At 35.6% G+C, this 24,487-nt stretch carries 15 protein-coding genes; 8 read left to right on the top strand and 7 right to left on the bottom strand.

Features of this window, described 5'->3' with window-relative positions; all coding sequences use genetic code 11:
- Window position 1: 1 nt before the first annotated feature.
- The 7 genes from FLV_RS00940 to FLV_RS00970 all read right to left on the bottom strand — a co-directional run bounded on the left by FLV_RS00940 (window position 2) and on the right by FLV_RS00970 (window position 8,163).
- Window positions 2–445, bottom strand: coding sequence for a T9SS type A sorting domain-containing protein (locus FLV_RS00940; protein ID WP_243230137.1), 444 nt, complete (start codon window positions 443–445; stop codon window positions 2–4).
- Window positions 446–893: 448 nt separating this feature from the next.
- Window positions 894–2,246 (bottom strand): DUF3526 domain-containing protein, encoded by a 1,353-nt coding sequence (locus FLV_RS00945; protein ID WP_243230138.1) that lies wholly within the window; start codon window positions 2,244–2,246, stop codon window positions 894–896.
- A gap of 107 nt (window positions 2,247–2,353) precedes the next feature.
- Window positions 2,354–3,802: an ABC transporter permease gene (locus FLV_RS00950; RefSeq protein WP_243230139.1), complete on the bottom strand. Its 1,449-nt coding sequence runs from the start codon at window positions 3,800–3,802 to the stop codon at window positions 2,354–2,356.
- A 9-nt stretch (window positions 3,803–3,811) separates the two neighbouring features.
- Entirely contained in the window at window positions 3,812–6,109 is a 2,298-nt protein-coding gene (locus FLV_RS00955) for a TonB-dependent siderophore receptor (protein ID WP_243230140.1), read from the bottom strand.
- Between the two features lie 28 nt (window positions 6,110–6,137).
- A complete protein-coding gene (locus FLV_RS00960) occupies window positions 6,138–6,833 on the bottom strand; it encodes an ABC transporter ATP-binding protein (protein ID WP_243230142.1) in 696 nt (231 codons plus the stop codon).
- Window positions 6,834–7,073: 240 nt separating this feature from the next.
- The gene (locus tag FLV_RS00965; protein WP_243230144.1) at window positions 7,074–7,427 is read right to left on the bottom strand and encodes a hypothetical protein; all 354 of its coding nucleotides are present in this window, start codon (window positions 7,425–7,427) and stop codon (window positions 7,074–7,076) included.
- Between the two features lie 133 nt (window positions 7,428–7,560).
- The gene (locus tag FLV_RS00970; RefSeq protein WP_243230146.1) at window positions 7,561–8,163 is read right to left on the bottom strand and encodes an RNA polymerase sigma factor; all 603 of its coding nucleotides are present in this window, start codon (window positions 8,161–8,163) and stop codon (window positions 7,561–7,563) included.
- Between the two features lie 280 nt (window positions 8,164–8,443).
- On the opposite strand from FLV_RS00970, the gene FLV_RS00975 reads away from it, so the two are divergent.
- From FLV_RS00975 to FLV_RS01010, 8 genes are all read left to right on the top strand, one after another.
- Window positions 8,444–9,595, top strand: a complete 1,152-nt coding sequence (locus tag FLV_RS00975; protein WP_243230148.1) for a FecR family protein — start codon at window positions 8,444–8,446, stop codon at window positions 9,593–9,595.
- Between the two features lie 196 nt (window positions 9,596–9,791).
- Entirely contained in the window at window positions 9,792–13,370 is a 3,579-nt protein-coding gene (locus FLV_RS00980; protein ID WP_243230149.1) for a SusC/RagA family TonB-linked outer membrane protein, read from the top strand.
- A gap of 14 nt (window positions 13,371–13,384) precedes the next feature.
- On the top strand, window positions 13,385–14,794 hold the full coding sequence (locus tag FLV_RS00985; protein ID WP_243230150.1) for a RagB/SusD family nutrient uptake outer membrane protein: 1,410 nt from the start codon (window positions 13,385–13,387) through the stop codon (window positions 14,792–14,794).
- 68 nt (window positions 14,795–14,862) lie between these two features.
- Window positions 14,863–16,056, top strand: coding sequence for a TlpA disulfide reductase family protein (locus FLV_RS00990; protein ID WP_243230151.1), 1,194 nt, complete (start codon window positions 14,863–14,865; stop codon window positions 16,054–16,056).
- A gap of 118 nt (window positions 16,057–16,174) precedes the next feature.
- Window positions 16,175–17,308 carry a TlpA disulfide reductase family protein gene (locus FLV_RS00995; RefSeq protein WP_243230152.1) on the top strand — a complete coding sequence of 378 codons (1,134 nt, stop codon included), beginning with the start codon at window positions 16,175–16,177 and terminating at the stop codon, window positions 17,306–17,308.
- Window positions 17,309–17,517: 209 nt separating this feature from the next.
- Window positions 17,518–20,307, top strand: a complete 2,790-nt coding sequence (locus FLV_RS01000; RefSeq protein ID WP_243230153.1) for a M16 family metallopeptidase — start codon at window positions 17,518–17,520, stop codon at window positions 20,305–20,307.
- A 349-nt stretch (window positions 20,308–20,656) separates the two neighbouring features.
- The gene (locus FLV_RS01005) at window positions 20,657–22,660 is read left to right on the top strand and encodes a protein-disulfide reductase DsbD family protein (RefSeq protein ID WP_243230154.1); all 2,004 of its coding nucleotides are present in this window, start codon (window positions 20,657–20,659) and stop codon (window positions 22,658–22,660) included.
- A 216-nt stretch (window positions 22,661–22,876) separates the two neighbouring features.
- The gene (locus FLV_RS01010; protein ID WP_410745945.1) at window positions 22,877–24,367 is read left to right on the top strand and encodes an aminotransferase class V-fold PLP-dependent enzyme; all 1,491 of its coding nucleotides are present in this window, start codon (window positions 22,877–22,879) and stop codon (window positions 24,365–24,367) included.
- Window positions 24,368–24,487 lie beyond the last annotated feature (120 nt).

Consider the following 24,487-nt stretch of genomic DNA (forward strand, 5'->3'; position numbering starts at 1 on the left):
ATTATTTTTTAATAATTTTTATTGTTTTTTGTTCCCCGTTTTTATAGGCCAGCGAAACAATATAAATCCCGTCAGGGTAACTTTGAAAAGGAACGTTTTGATAATTAGTACTTTTAGAGGTTTGGTATGTTTTTAATACTTGTCCCGAAATCCCGATTATTTGTATGGAAGTAAGAAAATTTTCGTTAGTAAGTTCCCATTTTAGGTAGAGCTCTTCTTTTACAGGGTTAGGATAATAAGAAATAACGTCTTCAGCAGAAAATTTAAGTAAGTCTTCGTCTGTTATGGCTTCAATTTTTTTCGCCGGTTTACCTGTCTGGCAGTTTAGACAAAGAGATCTCACAACTTGATTTCCTGTCAGGGAATCATAACTAAAGGTGATTTTATTCTGGGCATTAGAACAAAAAAAAGTTCCAAACCATAAAATTGCTAGTATGCTTTTCATTATTTATGATGTTTATTCGTATTCGATAAATGTTAAAAAGTGCAAATGAAGGATAAATAAAAGTGTAGTACAATACCTACAATTGTTTTTAGTGAAAATTTATCAATTGTAGTTTTTTAGTTATTAAAAAGTTTTTTTAGCTGTTTAAAAATAGTAGATTCGGAAAAATTTTCCCATAAAAATAGATTTAATAATTAATCTTTTAATCATAAACGAGTGTTTAAAGTAGGTTTTTTCTGTTTTTAATATGTGAAAAAATAGTTTTTTTAATCAATTTAATGCTAAAAATTGTTTTTATATAACAAAATATGATTTTTTAAATCTTAAATGATATAATGAGTTTGTAATTTGATTTGGTTATCTTTCCATAAAAAATGCCCCCAAAGTGAATCTCACTTTTTGAGGGCATTGAAATAACATGCTTTTCTCTATAGTTTTAGCAGGTAATTTAAACGATTTGTTTTTCTTTTCTGAAATTCCTCCATCCCAAACCCATCAGTATTAAATTGAATAATACCAACGGTAAAAAGGTTTTTATGAAATTCGTTTCTGAAGTATCTTCAAAAGTTTCTACCTTAAATTTAGACCAGTTTTCTTTTTTTACATCGGCATTATCAAAGATTTTTGGGTAGAAATACAAGCGCAGTTTTTCATGAAACCGGTTTGTTTTTTCCATGAACAAAAGCTGGTTTCCTAAGTCAGATTTGGCAATTTCGTTTAACTGAATCTGAGTGTGCAGCGTCGGGATAAATTGTGCGATGTTTTGACCGGCTTCGTTTCGCTGCTTCAGTTTTGTTTCCAGTTCTTTTGACTGAACTGCCGATTCGTCGTCGCCCATTTGCTGCATCGCATAATACCAGAGCCAGCTGAATTCTTCATCGGGCAAAGTATAATTTTTGAATTGCGGATAATGACTATAGAATTTCTCCATTGTCGCTTTTTTATCCATGTCCCATTTTTCGTGGTACGCATTTCGCTGTTTCAGCGTCAGCTCCAAAGCTTCCGGAACAGGGTATTTATTTACGATATAGGTATTGATGGTTGCCGGAAGAATAATAATCAGAAACAGCCAGATCGTTAATAAAATCACGGCGTTGAAATTGGAATTCTTTTGCAGGGATACGATAAAAAAACAAACTGCAAACCAAAAAAAGATGTATAAAATACTGATGATGTAAAAAGTAAAAAGTGATTTGTTAAATGGGATATTGAGTAAGAAAATGGCAATAAATAGTACTATAGTTAGAAGTGTAACTAAGCTTAAAATTCGGATATAAAACAATTTCAGGATGTACAAAAACGTATTATCGCTTTGTGTTGCCACGATTTTCCAAGTTCCGGATTCTTTTTCTTCGGAAACTACATTATACGTAAAAGCAATAATAAGGAGCGGAAAAAGATAAATCAGTACAAAACTAAAATCAATGTTTCCTAACATCAAATTGTTCGGATTATTTAATTCCGAATCGTATTTCTGACCTTCCAGACCCCGAATCGTAACACTTTGTATGGATGGATTTACGTCCCGCTGCCCAATTGCCAGACTGTTTATCGGGAAGGTTTTATTGACCAGAGAGAATTTGATGTAATAGAGCAGCAGTCCCATTTCGTCTGAATGATATGCAGCATTTCTTGCAATATGTTCTTTTTGATAAGTCGCTGCTTCTTTGATATTCCGGCCTTGTTTTTCCTGAAACTGATGCCCAATCAAAAGACTTATGAACCCGATACCCAGCAAAAAAAGTAATCCAATTTTGGTTCCTTTCGAGCGTATGAAATTTTTAAATAATAATGCTAACATATTATATCAATTTGATTTATATTTTAGTTCAAAATATTCTGGTATAATACCGGTGTAATATGAAAATAGTACAATGCAATTGTACTATATTGAATATACAATCGGTATTAAATGGCTTTTAGGTTTTTAGCAGCAATTTTTATAAAGATAAAAAGCAGGCTAATCCAGAGGATAATAGAGATAATTGAAATGATTTCGCTTTTCAAAATATCAAAAATCCCTTTTGGTTCATAATGAAACTCCTGTACGTCAGCCCAGTGTTCCTTGCCAATTGTGAGCGGTTTGTCATTTGGTCCCGGCTTTTTGTTGCTGATATATTTGATTTGTAAAGCATTCATTTTTTGTGCCATGTCGTAACGATACGCTTCAGCCTGTTTCTGAAAATCGATGTACGAATCGTAATCGGTATTCGACAATCCCATCGATACATTTTTCATGGCGATATACGGATTTATAAACGAAACTGTTTTTGAAAAACTGTTTTGCTTTTTATAAATCTCCAATAAATCTTCAAGATGTTGGTTGTAAATATTCGAACTTATTCTTTCGCCTTCGGTCATAATAAAACCGGAATAATTGAAGGGTAATTTTTGAACCGAATCTACTTTGTAAGTCCGAAGCAGAGAATCCTTTATCGCTTTATAATGCGGATCATTCGGATTGTGGCTGTCACCTTGTTTCAGAATGTCCTTTTCAATATCGCTGTTGAACTGAATTTTTGAAGGCGCTTCGTAAATATAAGCGCCAATTGCCTGCGTTGTTCTCGGTAGAATAATGGTAAAAACCAACCAAATCCCAATTAACGAAATCAACGCTTTTTTTGAAGTTTTGCTTAGCGCCGAAATCAAAACGGCAATGGCGCAAAAAAATAACAGATATAGAAAATGAAAACCAATAAACAAGAGCATTTTAACAGTCTCGTCAAATGAAACGGCAAAGTTCTGAAGCAATAGCCAAACGAAAGCCAAAATAATAATCGTAGGGATAAAAAGCATCATAATGACAGATGCAATGCCGAGTGTTTTGCCGATTAAAAGCTGTTTCCAGCTGATACCCTGACTCAAAAGTAATTTTAATGTTCCGTTTTCTCTTTCGGCTGCGACCGAATTAAATCCGAGGAAAAAAATCAATAATGGCAGCAAAATTTGTAAAACCATAGCAATACTGATTTCTCCAAAACGAAGCATGCTGTTTGAAAATCCGGCTTCAGAAAAATTGGCTGTATTTTGTTTGTGAGCTTCCAGATAAATGGCATTTCCGAAAAAAGGTTCCATTCCAAATTCAAAAACGCTTAACGAAGTACTTTTTCGAAAAGCAAAATTTCCGTAATGTGCCATTCGGTGTGGGTTTTTATCCGGGTTTTTCAACCAGTCTTCCCTGGATTCATGCTGGTATTTTTCGCTGGTTTCATTTTGATTCGTGTAATTCTCCCAGCCCGAAAAAGCAGCGTACAGCAATAAAATACCAATAAAAAGCGTAATGATATAAACAGCCTGATTTTTAAAAACAGATTTTCTGAAATGTTGGGCTATTAAATTTTCTATGTGTAATGACATAACTACAGATTAAAATTTATAAGTTACGGTAAGCGTAGCATTTCTTGGGGCTCCGGGAAATAATCTCAAATAATTCTGAGCGCCCAGCCAATAGGTTTTGTTGAAAATGTTTCCTGCATTTACAGCAACCTGAATGTTGCTTTTCTCTGGTTTATAATAGACAGCGGCATCAAAAATGGTAAAATCAGGAAGTGTAAAATCTCTTGTAAACCATGGAATTTTGCTGCTTTGATACTGCATTCCAAAACCAACTCCGAAATTATCCAAAGCAGAATCGGATTTGAAATTGTAACGGGTCCATAAGTTGGCGCTGTTTTTTGGCGTGTTTTGTTTTCTGGCGCCAATTAAGGAAGCATTGCGATCGTTGGTAATTTTGGCATCGATATAACTGTACGAAGCATTGATTTGCCAGTCCGGGGTGATGTATCCGGCCAAATCACATTCGAAACCACGGCTGCGCTCAGAACCTCTGGTTACCAGTAAATCAGGATTTACAGGATCGTTGGCATTCATCAGGATATTGCGTTGGTTTATTTCGTAAACAGCTGCGTTAAAACTCATTGAATTGTTTAAAAAAGTCGCTTTTAAACCTGCTTCTTTCAAATTGCTTTCGAGTGGATCAAACAAACTTCCACCTGGTAAACTTCCTGTTTGTGGCATCAACGTAACAGTGTTCGATTGTGGCTGATATCCTTCGAGATAAGTCGTATAAACATTGATAGCGGTATTAACTGCATACGTAATTCCCACACGAGGCAGTAAAGCCGATTTCTTAACGGTTAATTCGTTATTCGTCTCGTAATTGGTGATGTCTTCAAACCATTCGTTTCGTAATCCCAAAAGAAACGTAAACTTGTCCCATTGAATCTGGTCCTGAATATAAATAGCATTCGTAGTGGTTAAAGCCGATGGTAATGCTGTTCTGACATTCAAAGTATAATCATCAGGGCTTCTTACAGTATAAGTCGGATTATTTAAATTAAAATAATTCACATTTGGTTTTGGGAAAACAACGCCGTCAATTGTAGTAGTTTGATAATTTGATGCATTTGCGGGTACAAAAGTGCTTGCAACAGTTCCGTCTTTCAACAGGTAACCTCTGGCTGCGTTTTGTCCGCCGCCTTTTGTTTTGTTCCAGCTGCTTAAATCGTAACCCGTTAGTAGTTTATGATGCAGTTTTCCGGTTTTGAAATCGAAATTTAAAAAGGCGGTTAAGTTGTCCACATTCCAGTATTGCTGGCGCTGTACAAACTGCATCATCGCAAGGCTTGTTACAGGCTGGTTGTTCATGTCTACGGCAAATCCGTTTGTGGTTCGGTGTTCCTGCAAATCTTCTCTCCAGGATTGTTTCATGTAAGAGGCATTAAAACCAATTTTTGAAGTGAATTTATGAGAGAAATTGGTAGTGAAAATCATTTCTTTCGATTTAAAAAAATCACTTGGCGCACCTAAATTCAGGCTTATTGGTGTTTTGTTCAGACTTGTAACACCGGCAACAGCTCCAAATATAGGCTGCCCGCGATCCAGAATTCCTGTCATGTCGCTCAAAATCAATTCGGTATTGACAGCCGTTTTTTCATTCGGAATATAACTGAAAGACGGGGAGAACAAATACGATTTATTGCCCACTAAATCACGAAACGATTTTGCTTCCTGATACGCTGCATTTACACGATACAATAATGTTTTTGATTCATTTAAAGGGCCGGTAAAATCCAGCGTTCCTCTGAATGTGCTAAAGCTTCCGGCACTCAGGCTTATTTCTTTTCGGTCAGTTGCCAAAGGTTTTTTGGTAACTAAATTTATACTTCCGCCCGGATCTACAGATGAGAAAGTGGCGCTCGACGGGCCTTTAATTACTTCGACACGCTCAATATTACTGGTAAGCGGCTGCAGGAAATAATATTGGCGGGTACGCATTCCGTTGATGATTTGTCCCTCTTCGTTCTGGCTGATCCCTCTGATGGTGTATTGATTGTAATAACTTGCCGGAATCACACCGCTTGTCATTTTTACCGCATCGGCCAGATAAATTGCGGCTTTGTCTGCAATTAATTCTTTGGTAACCGTAGAAATTGATTGTGGAATGTCTTTGTTAAGCGAAGCCGTTTTTGTTGCGCCAAAAGAATAATCGCTGTTGTATTTTCGGGAAGAACGGCCTATGATTTCTACGGCTTGGAGTTCGTTTAATTTGGCTTCCGTTTTAATGGAATCCTTAGCGATACTGTCGTTACTTTTTGTATTTGTCTGCGCTTTTAAGTAAGCAGAGCTAAAGACAAAAAACAGTACTATAAATATATGTTTCATTTTTTATGTAGATGGAAATTCTTCCTTTTTAAACAGTTTGTAAATACAAATCTTCCAATTCGTTTGCTGATATTTTTTCGGCTTCAATAATCGTCACCAGATTGCCTTGTTTCATAATTCCGATGTGTGTGGCGACTTCTCTGGCTCTGAAAATATCGTGTGTAGCCATCAAAATAGCCGTTCCGTCTGCCGAAAGTTCTTTCAGGATTTGAGAGAATTCGTTGGAAGCTTTCGGGTCTAAACCGCTCGTAGGTTCGTCTAACAATAACACTTTTGCTCTTTTGGCTATAGCAATTGCAATACCCACTTTTTGGCGCATTCCTTTTGAGTAACCGCCCAGATTTTGGTCATGAGCCGTAATTTGCAAACCGGCTTTGGTTAAAAAATAAGTCAGTTCTCCGGTTGAATATTTAAATCCGGCAAGGGACGAAAAGAATTTCAGGTTTTCCAGTCCAGTAAGATTTGGGTATAACATTACCGTTTCAGGAATGTATGCCACATCTTTTTTGGTCTTATCTGCATCGGTAACTACCGAAATATTGTTGATTTTAATTTCGCCATGGGTTGGTTTTATAAAACCCAGAAACAAATTTATGGTAGTCGTTTTTCCGGCACCATTTTGTCCCAACAGCGCAAAAATTTCTCCTTGTTTAATGGTTAAATTCAAAGCATTCAAAGCAATTTGATCGCCGTATTTTTTAGTCAGGTTTTCTGCGGTAAGCATCTTTTATATTTGTTTGGAATTATGAATATGGAATGATTTGATCCACAAAAACACCAAGGCGCTTTTGAACCAAATCGTATTGTCGGAATAAGGAAGGAGTTTACGATGTAATATTTTAAAAAAAAGGCGTAATATAATTTCAGCGGAAAAGTTTCCGTTAGAAAAAGACGTACGAATAGGAGTGTTCTTCACTTTCTGTTAAAAGCAAATGAATGATTCTTTTTAAAGTAATATAGTAAACTAAGCCAGAGCAGGAGGTGCTCTTAAAGAAAAAAGACTGCCCTTGAAAAACGCTGCAGTTATTAGGTTGTAAGCGAATTCCTGTACAGTAGGAATGTGTGTTTTATGAAAGGTATAAGTAGAAAATGTGTTGGGAATAAATGTGCTAAATCCAAAATGACATATAGAACAATTATTCTCTACATCATGGCTGTGGGTGATTTGCTTTTGACCCGGAGTGTATTTATGGTCGCAATGTTTCTCATGAATTTGCGTATAAATATGCTCGTAAGAGTGAACCGTCTGAAAAAGCATTGCGAACAATACCGTTACAGACATTAAAAGATTAATTATGACGAATTTCTTTTTATTCATTCTTGGTTTGGGAATTTCAGTCACAGTAACGCAACTAAGTTGCAAATGTAAGGATCTTAATTTGGAAATTTTGCAAAGTTGTGTTTAATTTTTTTAAAACAAGAAAGATATTCGTTAATGAAATTTAAAAGGTCTAATTAATGCCCCATTTTTTTCTTTTTCCGAATAATAAAAACAAGGCACTTTTTACCCTTTCTTCAAGCGAAGAACGCAGAATTGAAAAGGCTTTGGTAATTTGAGCCTCAACGGTTTTAATGGATACCTCCAGATGTTCCGCAATTTCGATATTGGTCAGACCTTCTTTTTTGCTTAAAATAAAAACTTCCTTGCACTTAGGAGGTAAACTTTCTATCTCTTTATTTACTACCTTTAATACGCGTTGAAAAGATTCAGAGTCATCTTCAGCAACAACCGAATTTAAGGCATCATGATAGGTTTTTTCGAGAGAAAACAAGGATTGATTTTTTCGGTACAAATCGATGAATTCATTATAAACTAATTTATAAAGAAAACTTTTGATGGCATGATCGGTTTTTAAACGGGCTCTTTGCTCCCAAACTTTTATAAAGACATTTTGAACGATGTCTTCGGCACTGTAAATATTTTTGACAAGGCTGTTGGCATAAACACAAAGTTTATGATGGTAAGTATCGATGAGATAAGTATAGGCACCTTCATCTCCATTTTTTAGAGACTCAATTAGGGTGTTGTTATCGTTGTAATCATCGGTTTTCATAGTAACAAATATATAAATTTAAAATTTTAAGACTTAAATCAGCAGGTATAATTCTTTAAAATTGGCGCTTATTTAGATTTTCTATTTGAATTTTATTACAAATAAAAAAACCATAAAATTGCAAAGATAGAGTATTTATGTATTTAATTCTATCGAATTAGTAGAATTTATTGAAAGAAAAGACTTGTGAAAAATAAAAAAATCAGCAAAATCAAAAAAACTTTATCAAATTGTTAGGGTTTTTCTTTTTGGCTTCGTAATAATATTAAAAAAAGATAATATGACAGTAAAAAAGTCAGAAGAATTAATGGTGAAATTTATCACAAATCAGGCCAGTCAGGATGAGATTGAAATGCTGACGGAGTGGTTAAAGGATGAGGGAAACCAAATTGAGTTCAGGGAATTTGTAAAGACAAATTACGCAATTGATACCGCTGTGAATAGTTTTGATTCTGCTGAGGTTAGAAGACAGCTATCAGAAAGGATTCAGAAAGAAAATAATGTTTTTTATAAAAGAAGGTTTTCTTCTTATTATAAATATGCTGCGATTTTGGTGGTTGCTTTAGGCGGATTTTATTTTTATAAAAATTCGAATGTATCAAATGAGAAACAAAATGTTATTATTCCGAGGCAGGATGAAATTGTATTGCAATTAGATAACAATTCGGAAGAGGAAATTGATACCGCTGACACCCGAAACCTAACCGATAAAGATGGCAACATAATTGGAAGACAGGAAAAAAACAGGCTGGTGTACAATAAAGCGTATGCTGAAGGGAAATTGGTTTACAATACCATTAAAATTCCGTACGGTAAAAAATTTGAAGTACAGCTATCAGACGGAACCCTTGTACATCTGAATGCCGGAACTCAATTGACATATCCGGTACAGTTTTTAAAAAATCAGGGAAGAATGGTACAATTGGCAGGTGAAGCTTTTTTTGATGTTGCCAAAGACAAGGCGCATCCGTTTACGGTAAAGACACAGGAAGTAAGTGTTGAGGTTTTGGGAACCAGGTTTAATGCAGATGCGTACAGGGATAATAGTAGCACTGATATTGTGCTGGTCGAGGGTAAAGTTTCGCTTTATAAAGGTCAGAGAACAAATGAAAATCAGGTGTATTTAAAACCGGGTTCAAAAGGTTCAAATACAAAAGGACAGTTTGCAATTACGACAGAAGAAGTAAATACAGATTATTATACAGCCTGGGTAAAAGGAAGTTTAGTATTTAAAAATGCTTCATTTAGTGATATTATCAAAAAATTGGAACGTCGCTATAATGTGACTTTCATTAACAGGAATAAAATGCTTGGAAAAGAAATTTTTAATGCCCGTTTTGATAATGAGCCAATTGAAGTGGTGCTGAAATACTTTAGCGACAGTTACGCAATAGATTATACTATTAACAGAGATAAAATTACGATTAAATAGAGAATAAAGAGAATAAATAAAGAGACAAGATTGAAAAATCTAAAATCAACAATCTAAAATAAATTAAATGCCTATGTAACAAAAGTCCAAAATAAGGATTGCTGTTTATAAAAAACCGGAAAATGCGCCAACATTTCCCGGTTGTATGAATGCAATCAGTTAAATAACCAATTACACTAAAAAACATTTTAAAAGTATGAAAAAACTATTGAACAAAATCAGGTTCGACAAGCCTTTTTTGAAATTTGATTTAAAAATGAAACTGACGACATTATTATTACTAACCACCTTGTCTGTTATGCAAGCGGGTGTGACCTATTCTCAAAAGGCCAGACTTTCTTTCAGTGCCAGCAATATGACTGTTGGAAAAGCAATTGAAAAGCTTGAGTACACCAGTGATTACAGATTTGTATATAACGTAAGATCGGTTGATTTAGACCGCAAAATAGATGTTAACTTAACTAATGCATCTATTGAAACGATATTGAATACGATTTTTAAAAATTCAGGTACTGATTTCAAAGTGAGTGGATCCCATATTGTTTTGACACCAAAAAAAGCACCTGTTGAAAAACCTGTAGCTGCAGTAAAAGAAGTACTTGTACAGGATTTTATCGTAAAAGGAAGGGTAACCGATGAGAAAGGGATGCCTTTAGTAGGTGCTGCCATTTCTGACAATGGTTCAGGAAGAGGTGTACAAACCGATTTTAACGGAGACTATCAGATTATTACTGTAAACAGCGAAACTACTTTGGCTTTTGCTTATTTAGGATACGTTAGACAGGAAATAAAAGTGGAAGGAAGAAGTGTTATCAATGTGGTATTGAAGGAAGATATTCAGGAATTAGGTGAGGTGGTATTAACAACCGGATATCAGAATATTAAAGCAGAGCAGTCAACAGGATCTTTCTCTAATTTAAAAGCAAAAGATTTTCAGGAACAGCGTTTAAGCAGTTTAGATAAAATATTAGAAGGACGTATTGTTGGATATCAGGATGGTAAAATCCGTGGGACTACGACTATGAATGGGTTAACAACTCCATTATATGTAATTGACGGTTTTCCGATAGAAAATACAAAATTCACTCCTTATTTTAGTATAGAGGAAAATCTTCCTAACTTAAACTTAGAGGATGTTGAAAGTATTACTGTTCTTAAAGATGCAGCAGCATCTTCTATTTACGGTGCGCGTGCAGCAAATGGTGTAGTTGTAATTACCACCAAAAAAGCAAAAGCCGGAAAAACAAATATTTCTTTTTCAAGTAATTTAACCATTACTCCTTATCGAAATTATACCGGAAACCTAACCAGTTCAGCAGATATAATTGATTTAGAAAAAGGATGGGCTGCTAAAAACCCTAATTTGCAAGGAGCAAACAGTGCTGTTTATGCAAAATCATTACTAAATAATGCTGTATTTACAAGTTTAGGAATGCAGGCGCAGTTAAATGGATATGCTGGAAATATTTCGCAGACAGAAGCAAATAACCGTTTAAATGCACTGGCTGGACAAGGTTATAAATATTATGATGATATTGCCAGATACGCAAAACGCAGTCAATTTATGACACAATATAACGTAAGTTTAGGGAAAGCTTCTGAAACGAACAGTTTCAATGCTTCTTTGACTTATAAAGATAATAAACTGGAAGACAAGTATTCTGATAATAAGTCTATTGGTTTAAACCTGAAAAACTCAACAGAAATTACGAGTTGGCTTACTTTAGATTTAGGTACTTACATCAATTACGGCAAAAGTAATACACAAACGTACAATGCTTTTGTGCCAGGATTTAAAACTCAGATGTACAGTCAATTAGTAAATAATGATGGCTCAAATTTTATTTCTACCGCAGCATCCCGATTCAATAATTTTACATTGCAGTCCATGCAGACGTATGGTCTTTACAACATGGATATTACGCCAATGGAAGAATTTGGACGAAATATAAATGAAGGGCAAAACTTCCTGAACAGAACTTTTGCAAAATTTAATGTAAAGTTTAGTAAAGCACTTACTTACAATGCAATGTTTCAGTACGAGTATGGTGTTGACCGTGGCAGTTTAATAAGAGAAAAAGAATCTTTTGATGTTAGGTCTACAGTAAACGGTTTGGCAACGATTGCTAATAACAAAGCGGTTTATAATTTGCCTTACGGAGATATTTTAAAAGAAACGAATCAGTTTTCTAATGCTTACAATTTCCGTCAGCAGTTAAATTTTGATCAGACTTTTAATAAAGTGCACGACGTAACTGCCATTGCAGGTATGGAAATACGTCACGCAAAAGTAGAATATGGTGACAACACACGTTACGGCTGGGATGAGCAGACTTTATCTTTTACCCCCGTAAATCAGGCAGATTTGCTTAAAGTGTACGGGTCTGTTTTTGGAGGATCTATGAGAGTTAATGATTTCGCAGGAGATCGTGAATTGGTAAACCGTTATGTCTCTTTTTATGGAACAGGTGGTTATACTTATGACAGAAAATATTCAGTAACAGGAAGTTTACGCTGGGACCGTTCTAACCTTTGGGGAACAGATAATAAATATCAAAATAAGCCAACCTGGTCTACCGGAGCAGCCTGGAATATTGATAAAGAATCTTTTTTTGCAGTTGAATGGATAAACGCACTTAAACTTCGTGCTTCGTATGGTATCGGAGGAAACGTGGCCAAAGACTCAGCACCTTATTTAACGGCAGGTTATTATGCTAATCCAAATGTTGGAGGAAATCAGGGTTATATTAATTCAAGACCAAATCCTGAATTATCATGGGAAAAAACAACGACAACCAATATCGGTTTAGATTTTTCATTTTTTAGTAACAGATTAAGCGGAACTTTTGATCTGTACAATAAAAAAGGACAGGATTTATTAGCAAACAGTAACGGAATCCCAACAGAAGGTTTTGGTTATGATACTAATAAAATAAATAATGGAGAAATGACCAACAAAGGGATCGAAACCAGTTTAAGAGGAACTATCATCAAAACACCTTCTTTCTCCTGGGATGCCTCAGTTTTATATGCTTATAATAAAAATAAAGTCGATTTCGTAAAAGTAGAAGCACCGGCAGCTTACCTGCTGTTAGATGTTCCTTATGCTTATCCAAGAGTAGGGAATGACTACAATACGATTTACGGTTATGCATGGGCAGGTTTAAGTGAAAAAGGTTTGCCTCAGATCTATAATGCAGCCGGAGATAAAGTAATTTTCAATCCGTACGATTTAGATGCCATTCATGATTATGGTTCAATTGTACCAACGCACAGTGGATCTTTTCATACAGCGGTAAGCTACAAGAATTTCTCACTTTCGGCATTGTTTATTTATGAGTTAGGACATAAAATAAGAAATACATTTTTACCAATGTTAGAGAATGATTATAATGGTGCACTGGGTGGTTATGTAAGCAATATTACAACTGTAAATAAAAATATCGTAAACCGTTGGCAGCAGCCCGGAGACGAAGCTTTTACAAATATACCTCGTGCGGTATACGAATATGAAGCTGATTTTACTTCAGATTCCCGTGACATTTATCGTTATGCGAATATCAATATTCTGGATGCTTCGAATGTGAGATTAAGCAATATTTCGTTGGCGTACCAATTGCCAAAAGTGTTTATCGAAAAAGTAAAATTACAAGATGTGCGTTTCAATCTGAATGCAGAAAATGTCTACACTTTTGCCAAAAACAGAGACGCTAAATACCTTTTAAATGGTTATCAATCTCCAAGTTTAGTTTTTGGTGTAAACATTAACTTCTAATTTAAAAAGACTACATGATGAAAAATATATATAAAAAGATACTGTGCATTTTTGCATTAGGATTGGTTTTAGCCTCTTGCGAAAGTTATCTGGATGATGCACCAAAAGGCTCTAAAATCCCAACGACACTATCAGATTACGAAGCTTTTATTCGTGATGAATATGCTAATCAAAGCGTAAATGTTGCACAAGCATTAAACCTGATGAACGATAAGTTTATAGATATAGCTACTCTTGGAGCTGAGCGTTTGACAAAGGCAAATTACATGTGGGATGAAACGGCAGATCGTATCCAGTTAAATCAAGAAGATGAAAGCACCTATTATATGCAATATAAAGGAATTTCAACCTTCAATTTAATTATTGCCAATGCTTTAACAACAACTGAGGCGACTGAGGAAGAAAAAAGAGCCGTTTGGGCGCAGGCAAAAATTTTGCGTGCCATGTCCTATTATAATCTGGTTAATTTTTATGCAGATACCTATTTGGCTTCAACAGCAGGTACAAAATTATCCGTGCCTTTAATTACAAGTGCTGATATCAATGCACCAAGTAGACAAGTAACCATTCAGGAACTGTATGATTTTATTTCGAACGATGTAAAAGAAGCCTTGCCTTACCTGCCAAAAGTAGGCCAAACAGCATTGCATCCTACTTTAGGAGCTGGGTATGCTTTTTATTCTCGCGTGTATCTGCAAATGAGTAATTATACAGAAGCCTTGAAGTACGCTGATCTGGCTTTGGCCGAAAATAATAAACTATACGATTGGAATGCTTATTATATTGCGAATAAAGCTGTAATTGATATTCCAAATGATTATACGAATACACCCTCTCCAATGGGATATAATTATGTTGAAAATTACACGTTTCGCCATGGTGAAAGAACTTATTTATCTGTAGAATATAGTATTCCGGTAGAGCGTGCGCAACGTTTTGAAACTGGCGATGTCCGTTTTAGATCACGTTGGGAACTCAGAACTGTTGGTGCAGATACGTACTACAGAAGAACTTTGTCGGGAATGTTTAATTACGGCGGAATCACAACTGTTGAAGTATATCTGATTAAAGCAGAATGTCTGGCCCGTGCCAATCAAATCAGTGAGGCGTTGGATGTTTTAAATACAGTGCGAAAAACACGTATTCAGCCATCGTCTTATCAGGATATTGTAACTACAGATAAAACAACTGCTCTAAACGCTATTTTTAGAACTAAAAATAACGAACTTATTTTAACGATTATTCCTTTTGCAGATGCCCGCCGTTTAAACGCAGAGGGCACTTATAAAGTGAGTTTTTCAAAAGTAAATGCAGGAACAACTTACACTTTATCATCAACGTCTCATTTATGGACGATGCCTTTCCCACAGGGGGCAACAAGAAATCCGGGTAACGGAACGATTACTCAAAACGTACCAAAATAATAAAAATCCCAAAGCTTCCTGAGTAGGTATTCCGAAAGGGGAGCTTCTTATAAAATATCAATCAAAAAATGAACACAATTAAATACAAATTATACGGATTGTGTATAGGTTTATCAATGCTCTCATTTAGCAACCATGCACAAACTAAAAAAACACCTCCTGCATCATATACTTTGCAGGGAACTATAAAAGGTCTTGAAGATGGAACAGTAATAAAAATGGTTCCGGGAGCAACACATTCTTCTGAACCGGCAGTTGCAGAAACAACGCTTAAAGATGGGCAATTTACTTTTACAGGAAAGTTAAAAGAGCCTCGTTTCTTTTATGTAGTGTTTGGAAAAGACAAAGGATTTATTCCGGTTTTAGTTGAAAATTCTAAAATAAAACTAACAGCTGATGCAGAAGTTTCTAAAAAAGAAGATCAAAGAATCGACTTTAAAAATGAAGTAATTGTGGGATCAAAAGCCAATGATTATTTTAAAAAAGAAACGGCTTTTAGAGCTGATCTTGAAAAGGATTACGTAGAATATCATAAAGGAAGTGAGGAAGTTACAAATGCTTATGGTAAAGCCAGAACTTCAGGAAATAAAAAATTGATGGATTCTATTGGAAATTCTCCGGAATGGAAAGCGTTTGAAGCCAAAGAAAAAGCTTTTTTTGCTAAAGTACAATCGAGTTCAGAGAATTTGATCGCTAAACACAAAGCAAATTGGTGGGGACCTTTTTTCATGATGACGCAATACAGTTATCTAACACCAGAACAAAAGCCGGTTTTTGCACAATTTTCTGAAACAGCTAAAAAAAGTTACTACGGACAATTAGTAGATAAAGAGATAAATCCGAAGTCATTAGTAGGAACAAGTGTTGCTAATTTTGAATTGAAAGATAAAGACGGAAAAGCATACAATGTTAAAGAAATTGTTGCCGGAAAAAAATACATTTTAATTGATTTTTGGGCATCATGGTGCGCACCTTGCCGTAAAGAAATCCCCAATTTAAAAACGGCTTATTCTGCCTATTCAGATAAAGGATTTGAGATTTTAAGCATTTCAATCGATAAAGATGAAAAAGCGTGGCAAAAAGCATTAGGTCAGGAAAATATGCAGTGGTACAATCTTTTGGACGACAATAAAGTGAGTAATGTTTTTAATGTAAAAACAATTCCGGCAACTTATTTAGTAGATAGCAAAGGTGTTATCATCAGTGATAACTTAAGAGGTGCAGCATTGGAAGAAAAATTAAAAGAACTTTTGAAATCTTAATCTGGTTTTTAATTTTTTTTAAATCAGCCACATATTGAAAGATTAAAAAATCTGCTGAATCTCCTAAATCTGCGAGAAAAAATAAACAAAAAGCATTTACAAATAAAAAAATATCAACATGAAAAGTATAATCTCAAAATCAGGTTTATTAGCGTTGGCGCTGGTAACTGCAATTACTTCCTGCTCTAAAAAAGAAGAAGGTTTTACCATTAACGGAAATATTCCGGGACAAAAAGACGGAATGGTTTATTTAGAGTTCCAGGATGGGGATCAAACCGTAGTTAAGGATTCTGCCAAAATCGTTGACGGTAAATTTAGTTTTACAGGAAAAGTGGAAGAGCCTTTGAGATACAGCATTAAGTTAAAAGGTCAGGAATACGGAAAAGCCTTTGTTTTGGCTAATGAAACTATTGGATTTACAGCTCATAAAGACACTATTTACAATGCAAAATTGTCCGGAGCAATTCAGGATTCTATTTATTCTTCGTATTACAAAAACGAGTTTAAAAAGATTCAAAATGTTGCGGGACCACTTTATAAGTTATCTGATTCCTTAAGCCAAAACGGAAAAGTAAAACTTACCGCAGAGCAGCAGGCGATGATGGATAAAAAATGGAAAGATTTGCAGACTCAGGCAGATAACCTGACATTTACATTTATCAAATCACATAAAGATCAGGTTGCAGGCGCATTGGTTTTAGATGACCGTTTGGTAACGTACGGAACACCGGAACAGGTAAAAGAATATTTTGCTGTTTTAAGTCCGGAAATCCAAAAATCATTTTTTGGTAAAAAGATAAAAGAAGGAATCGAACTGAATAATAAAACGGCTATAGGTGTTGCAGCTCCACAATTTTCTCAAACGGATGTAAACGGAAAAATCGTAAAATTATCTGATTACAAAGGAAAATATGTATTAGTAGATTTTTGGGCTAGCTGGTGCGGTCCATGCCGAAAAGAAAATCCAAATGTGGTTTTGGCATACAAAACATACCATGATAAAGGATTTGATGTGTTGGGAGTTTCATTAGATGATAAAAAGAACCTTTGGGAAAAAGCAATCGAAAAAGATGGTTTAACCTGGACACATGTTTCAGATCTTAAAGGCTGGAAAAATGAAGCGGCTGTTTTGTATGGTGTAAAATTAGTACCAACGAATTATCTTGTTGGTCCTGATGGAAAAATCGTAGCTAAAAACCTTAGAGAAGCTGAACTTCAGTCAAAACTGAAAGAAATTTTCAGTAAATCATAAATTGACTTATAATTCAAAAAAATTAAACACATAGAAACATAGATTTATTTCTTTTCAAAAAGAATATAAAAGAGAAATACATTTCTCAAACATAACTATGTTTTTTTTGAATAAGTGAAACGTCTTTTCACGGTTACAAAAACGATGTTTCTATGTGTTTAAAACAAAATAACGAATTATAAATTTCTTCATAAAAATATCAAACACAAATGAAAAAATACATCTTTCTGGGCTATTGCTCACTGGCATTCTGCACGCTTGTTTCTGCACAAGGCAAATCGGATAATTTTAAGAAAATAAAAGAATTAGGCGGAATCGAAGAATATTTGTACCAGCCAAACGGAATGAATGTTTTGCTGTTACAAGACAATGCTTCGCCGGTAGCAACGGTACAAATCGTATATCGTGTAGGTTCTAAACATGAAGTATTAGGAAACACAGGATCAACACATCTTTTAGAGCATTTAATGTTTAAAGGAACGCCAACTTTTAACAAAAAGAATGGTAATACTATTACCGACGTTTTACAAAACACAGGAGCACAATTGAATGCTACAACCTGGTACGACCGAACCAATTATTTTGAAACATTGCCAAGTGACAAAATTGGATTAGCATTGCAAATTGAAGCCGACAGAATGCGTAATTCTTTATTGACTAAAGAAGACAAGGATGCTGAAATGACTGTTGTGCGTAATGAATTTGAACGTGGCGAAAATGATCCAAACAGTTTACTGGATAAAGAAATATGGGCTTCGGCTTATATTGCGCATCCGTATCATCATTCAACAATCGGATGGAAATCGGACATTGAAAAAGCACCAATAGAGGTTTTGCGTAATTTCTACAATACGTATTACTGGCCGGATAATGCGACTTTAACGATAATAGGTGATTTCAAAAAGGAAAATGTTTTTGAATTGATCGAAAAATATTTCGGTGGAATTACCAAAGCGCCTCACGCACTTCCACAGCCTTATACCGAAGAGCCACAGCAATACGGAGCACGTAAAATTGTGGTTTCGAAACCAGGAGAACTGGGTGTTGTAAATAAAGCGTATAAAATTCCGGGAGCTTTGCATAAAGATTTGCCTGCTTTGAACATTTTAGGTGAAATTATCGGTGCTGGCCCTTCGGCGATTTTAAACAAAACCTTTGTGGATACTGGTATGGGAATCTATGCCTATGCGAGTGCTACGAATTTTAAAGAAGTTGGTCTTTTTACGATCGGGGTTGGTTTTCCAACAACATCAAAACACGAAGATATCGATGCTAAAATAAGTGAAGTAATAGCCAAAATTCAGAAAGATGGTGTAAGTCAGGATGAGGTAAATCGTGTGGTGGCCAAAATCAGTGCACAGACTATTTTAGCCCGTGATGGTTCAGGTGTTATCGCATCTGAATTAAACGAAGCTATTGCCTCAGGCGACTGGACAGACTTTGTAACGGGAGTTGACCGATTGAAAAAAGTAACACCGGCGGATATTTTACGTGTAGCTCAGCAATATTTGGTTGAAGATCAAAGTACAACAGGCTATTTTATTCCGAAACAAAGTGGAACACAAGGTCAGGATGCGGCTCAGGCGAATAATTTCATGCCAGAAAACGGTCCTTTTTATTACAGACATCCGGAAGACGGACATTCGCATGAAGAAACTTCTTCTGAAATTTCAATACAAAATAATAATCCGGCAGAAATTGCTTTAGACGCAAGTGTAATCGAAAAAACAGCTTCGGCTTTCAAAAGAGAAAAAGTGGCCGGAATTGATGTAGTTTCGGTAAAAACCTCGGCTAAAGATTTTGTGACTGTTGCAGCGAGTATTTCGTTAGGGAATTTCGTTAATGAGACTAAAAACCCGATGGTTTCATCTTTGGCAGCTTCTATGTTGTCAAAAGGAACTACGCTGAATGATAAATTTAAATTCTCTGAAAAACTTCAAAAGTTAGGCGTGAATTTAAATGTAAGCGCTTCAACGACCAAAATAAATATTGGTTTTAAATGTCTTAAAAAAGATTTAGATCAGGTAATTGCTTTATTGGCAGAAGAAATTCGCAATCCTTTATTTGATACAAAAGAATTTGAAAATCTGAAACAGCAGTTTACAGGAAACGTTCAGCAAAATTTGAATGATCCGGGCGAAAGAGGTGATATTGCGCTTTCTCAGGCAATTTATCCAAAAGGAAATCCAAATTACAGTCTAAGTGTCGAAGAAGATTTAGCGAACATCAAAAATGCAACTTTAGAAGAAGTAAAGGCATTTCATAAAAAATATTTCGGTCCTGCTTCGATGCATTTGGTAATTGTTGGAGATACAGAAGGAGCCAATTTGAATGCTTCTTTGAAAAAATCATTCAAAAACTGGAATGGAGGTGTTTCAGAAATTTTAAAATTTGAAGATGCCGTAAAAACTGCATCAAAAACAGAAGTGATTACCATTGCTGAAAAACCAAGTGCCGAATTGTACATTGGACAATACACAGGTTTAAAAAGAGCCGATGCAGATTATATTCCGTTTTACATTGCAAATTATACCTTAGGAGCCGGTTTTGCAGGTCGCTTAATGCAGACAGTCCGTGATAATGATGGATTAACGTATAGTATTTCTTCAGGAATGGGAGGAAATATTACCACTGGAGGATATTGGATGGTGAATGCTTCTTTCAACCCGTCTTTATTTCAAAAAGGATTGGATGCGACTATGGTTCAGGTGAATAAATGGGTAAAAGATGGTATTACTGCAACAGAATTAGAAAATAAGAAGACTAATTTAATCGGAAGTTTTAAAGTTGGAATGTCTACCACAAACGGAATGGCAAGAACTATTTTAGGCTTTGTTGAGAGAGGTTTAGAGCCAAATTACATCGATCAATATCCAAAAGATATTGAGAAAGTAACTTTGCAACAGGTGAATGATGCCATTAAAAAATACATTCAGTTAGATAAAATGATTATCATTAAATCTGGTTCGCTGGATAAAGACGGTAATCCTTTGAAGTAATTTATACTTAGTCTTTCATTTTTACAAAATCATGGTTAGTTAATTATTTTGTTGAAAGGCCTAAAGAGCTGTTTTCGGACAGCTCTTTTTTTTAAATAACACAGATAAAAGGTTAGTGAAAATCTGCTGAATCTGCTGAATCTGCGAGAAAAAAAACAAACACACAGGCACATAGATTTAATTGTAAAAGAAGATCAATAATAAATTTGGATTTGCACACATAGCTATGTGAATTTAGGAAAATGAAATGCCTTTGAAGAATTTGAGAACTATGATCCTAGCTTGCACTGAGCGGAGTCGAAGTGTGTTTAAAAAAATATACGAATCGTATTAAAATATCAAAAAATCAATGAAAAATAGCATCATAACCTTCATGCTGCTGCTTAGTGCGGGCATGTTTGGGCAAATGTACAATCCGGTAAAATGGAGTACGTCTGTAGAGAAAATCTCAGATAAGGAATATGTTTTAAAGGCTCAGGCCGTAATACAATCCGGCTGGCATTTATACGGACAATATATAGAAGAAGGAGGACCATCTAGAACTGCTTTTAGTTTTAAAAATCCAAAGAAAAATTTCGAATTAATCGGAAAAACTACCGAAGAAAAAGGGCATGAGGTTCAGGATAAAATTTTCGACATGAAAATTAAATATTTTGAAGACAAAGCGCTTTTTACACAAAAGATAAAATTTACTTCTGATGAGGTTTCCAATATCGCTGCCGAAGTTGAATTTATGGTCTGCGATGACAGCAACTGCCTGCCTCCGTCTTCGGAAGAATTAGCGTTTAAGATTCCGAATGTAACAAAATTGGCTGCAGCCGAAGAGTCTGCCGTAGTTAAAAATGATACTGCAGTTACAGAAGATAAAACAATTGTCGAAGCAGAAAAAGCAGTTTCAAAAGCGGTTGCTGATCCGGTTAAAAAGCAGGAATCAAAAGGATTTTTAAGCATTTTTATCATTGCTTTTTTATCTGGTTTTGCAGCTTTATTGACGCCTTGTGTTTTTCCGATGATCCCGATGACGGTAAGTTATTTTACCAAACAGAGTAAAACCAAAGCTGCCGGAATCAGAAATGCTTTGATTTACGGATTTTCAATCGTAATTATTTATGTTTTATTAGGTTCGATTGTAACTGCAATTTTTGGTGCCGATTCATTGAATGCGCTTTCTACAAACGTTTGGTTCAACCTGATTTTCTTTGTTTTATTGGTGGTTTTTGCAATTTCATTTTTGGGTGCTTTCGAAATTATGCTGCCAAATGCGTTGGCAAACAAAGTCGATTCGCAGGCAGACAGGGGAGGATTGATCGGGATTTTCTTTATGGCTTTGGCGTTAGCGATTGTGTCATTCTCCTGTACAGGTCCAATTGTAGGGACGCTGTTGGTTGAAGCGGCTTCAAAGGGAGGAATCGCTCCAATTGTCGGGATGTTAGGATTCTCGATTGCCATTGCGCTTCCTTTTTCACTATTCGCTGCTTTTCCGGGCTGGCTGAATGCTTTGCCAAAGTCGGGCGGCTGGTTAAATACCGTAAAAGTGGTTTTAGGATTTTTAGAATTGGCCCTGGCTTTTAAATTTTTATCTAATGCCGATTTGGTTTTACAATTGCACTGGCTGGAAAGAGAAGTTTTTCTTGCTATCTGGATTGCTGTTTTTGGCGTTTTGGCACTTTATTTATTCGGAAAAATTACGTTGCCGCACGATTCTCCGCTACAGCATATTTCAGTAGGAAGACTGAGTTTAGGATTAATCGTTTTAACTTTTGTGATTTACCTGATTCCGGGACTTTGGGGAGCACCTTTGAAACTAATTAGCGGATTTCCTCCTGCCATGCATTACAGTGAATCACCAAACGGTATTGGCGGTGGAAAGACAGAAACAGCCAGCAAAGAAACATTGCCTGAAGGAGCAGAATTTGGCCCGCACAATATCATTACGTTTCATGATTATGATACAGGAATGGAATTTGCCAAAAAAGCAGGAAAACCGGTTTTATTGGATTTTACAGGATATGCCTGCGTGAATTGCAGAAAAATGGAAGAGCTGGTTTGGTCTGATTCAAAAGTTTTAGGGGTTTTAAAAAATGATATCGTGCTGATTTCATTGTATGTCGATGATAAAAAAGAATTGCCGGAAAGCGAGCAGTATGTTTCTGAAACAACAGGAAAAAAAATCAAAACGATTGGTAATAAATGGAGTGATCTTCAAATTAAAACGTATAAAGCCAATGCACAGCCTTTTTATGTAATCGTAGATCATAACAGTGCTAATCTTACTGAGCCTTCTGCTTACAATCCGGATATTGAGGAATATTACGGTTGGCTGCAGTCGGGAATTAAAAACTTTAAAAAGTAAATATTTTTAAAATAACCCGTTAGTTGTAATTATTAAAATCGTCAGTTCGAGTGTTTTTTGTGTAGAGAAACGGAACAAAAAATATATCGAGAACTTTTTTTAATGATAATTTTTTGTTCTCGATACAATCCCAATGAAAAATCGGGATCACTCGAACTGACGAAAAATTATCATCAAAAACTAATTGTACCTAATGGGTTAAAATAATAAATGAAAATGGAAGTTACTTTAAGAACAACCGAATTAGAACAGCATTTTTCGGAGTTTAGAGGAAATATAATAGGAGTGAACCATACTTTCGAATCGGTTTACGGGATACAAAAATTATATTACGCAGACTGGATTGCCAGCGGAAGATTGTACATTCCGATTGAGGATATTATGCTCAATAAAATAGGTCCGATGATTGCCAATACACATTCTTTTTCAAGTGAAACGGGTAAAGCATCAACTTATGCGTATCAGTATGCAAGACAGCTGATAAAAAAGCACGTAAACGCTAATAAATCAGATGTTTTGGTTACCACCGGAACCGGAATGACAGCTGCTTTGAACAAGTTACAGCGTATCATGGGATTGCGGTCTGCCGATAATATTTACAATGTAAAACTGAACTTTGATGATGAAAGACCGGTGGTTTTTATCACGCACATGGAGCATCATTCTAATCAGGTTCCGTGGTACGAAACCATTGCAGATGTAGTGGTTTTGCCTGCTGGCGAAAACAATCTGGTTGACCCGAAAATACTTTCGGGAGAACTTAAAAAATACAAAAACCGAGCTTTAAAAATTGGTTCTTTTACGGCCTGTTCCAACGTTACCGGAATTATTACACCGTATCATGAACTGGCAAAAATCATGCATCAGCACGGAGGTTTGTGTTTTGTAGATTTTGCCGCTTCGGCTCCTTATGTTAAAATCGACATGCATCCTGAAAATCCCGAAGAGCAGTTGGATGCGATTTTCTTTTCGCCGCACAAATTTTTGGGCGGACCCGGAACCTGTGGCGTTTTGGTTTTTAATGAAAAATTATACAAAGCTGATTTTCCCGATAATCCGGGCGGAGGAAATGTAAAATGTACGGATCCCTGGGGCGGTTATCATTACAGTGATGCGATTGAAGTAAAAGAAGATGGCGGAACTCCTGGTTTTCTTCAGGTGATGCGTGCGGCTTTATGTCTGGAACTTAAAGAGCAAATGGGAGTAGAGAACATCCAAAACCGAGAGAAAGAGTTGTTGGATTTTTGTTATTCGGAACTTCAAAAAGCAGATGGTTTGTCTATTTTGGGCGATTTAAAAAGTGAGCGAATTGGCTGTGTTTCTTTTACGATAGAAAATATCCATTACAATTTAATCGTAAGGCTTTTAAATGACCGTTTCGGAATTCAGGTTCGCGGTGGCTGGTCCTGTGCGAGTACGTATGCACATTATTTGTTTGGCTTTGATGAGGAAAAGTCTAAAATGATGACCAGTGAACTTCTTCAGAAAAACCTGAGTAATAAACCGGGCTGGGTTCGCTTATCCCTGCATCCCACAATGGCTACTGAAGAGCTTTTGTTTATTTGTGAAGCGATACAACAAGTAGCTTTTCATTATGAAGAATGGCAAAAAGCCTACCTATATAATCCCTCTACTAATGAGTTTGAAAATGTTTTGATAGAAGAAACTATTGAGGAAGAGGTGAAGGAATGGTTTTGCTTAGACTAGTAACCTGAGTTCGATTATTCAAAAAAACACCTTATATTGCTTATCCTGCAAGGTTTTATTAACCTTGTAGGTATCAATACTAATGATAGAATTTCTACAAGGTCTCGAAAAAGACCTTGC

This window comes from Flavobacterium pectinovorum, from assembly GCF_022802975.1.
Taxonomy (GTDB): domain Bacteria; phylum Bacteroidota; class Bacteroidia; order Flavobacteriales; family Flavobacteriaceae; genus Flavobacterium; species Flavobacterium pectinovorum_B.

Coding starts and splice junctions, on each gene's coding strand:
- FLV_RS00940 (WP_243230137.1), bottom strand. CDS start 445: ATGAAAAGCATACTAGCAATTTTATGGTTTGGAACTTTTTTTTGTTCT.
- FLV_RS00945 (WP_243230138.1), bottom strand. CDS start 2,246: ATGTTAGCATTATTATTTAAAAATTTCATACGCTCGAAAGGAACCAAA.
- FLV_RS00950 (WP_243230139.1), bottom strand. CDS start 3,802: ATGTCATTACACATAGAAAATTTAATAGCCCAACATTTCAGAAAATCT.
- FLV_RS00955 (WP_243230140.1), bottom strand. CDS start 6,109: ATGAAACATATATTTATAGTACTGTTTTTTGTCTTTAGCTCTGCTTAC.
- FLV_RS00960 (WP_243230142.1), bottom strand. CDS start 6,833: ATGCTTACCGCAGAAAACCTGACTAAAAAATACGGCGATCAAATTGCT.
- FLV_RS00965 (WP_243230144.1), bottom strand. CDS start 7,427: ATGAATAAAAAGAAATTCGTCATAATTAATCTTTTAATGTCTGTAACG.
- FLV_RS00970 (WP_243230146.1), bottom strand. CDS start 8,163: ATGAAAACCGATGATTACAACGATAACAACACCCTAATTGAGTCTCTA.
- FLV_RS00975 (WP_243230148.1), top strand. CDS start 8,444: ATGACAGTAAAAAAGTCAGAAGAATTAATGGTGAAATTTATCACAAAT.
- FLV_RS00980 (WP_243230149.1), top strand. CDS start 9,792: ATGAAAAAACTATTGAACAAAATCAGGTTCGACAAGCCTTTTTTGAAA.
- FLV_RS00985 (WP_243230150.1), top strand. CDS start 13,385: ATGATGAAAAATATATATAAAAAGATACTGTGCATTTTTGCATTAGGA.
- FLV_RS00990 (WP_243230151.1), top strand. CDS start 14,863: ATGAACACAATTAAATACAAATTATACGGATTGTGTATAGGTTTATCA.
- FLV_RS00995 (WP_243230152.1), top strand. CDS start 16,175: ATGAAAAGTATAATCTCAAAATCAGGTTTATTAGCGTTGGCGCTGGTA.
- FLV_RS01000 (WP_243230153.1), top strand. CDS start 17,518: ATGAAAAAATACATCTTTCTGGGCTATTGCTCACTGGCATTCTGCACG.
- FLV_RS01005 (WP_243230154.1), top strand. CDS start 20,657: ATGAAAAATAGCATCATAACCTTCATGCTGCTGCTTAGTGCGGGCATG.
- FLV_RS01010 (WP_410745945.1), top strand. CDS start 22,877: ATGGAAGTTACTTTAAGAACAACCGAATTAGAACAGCATTTTTCGGAG.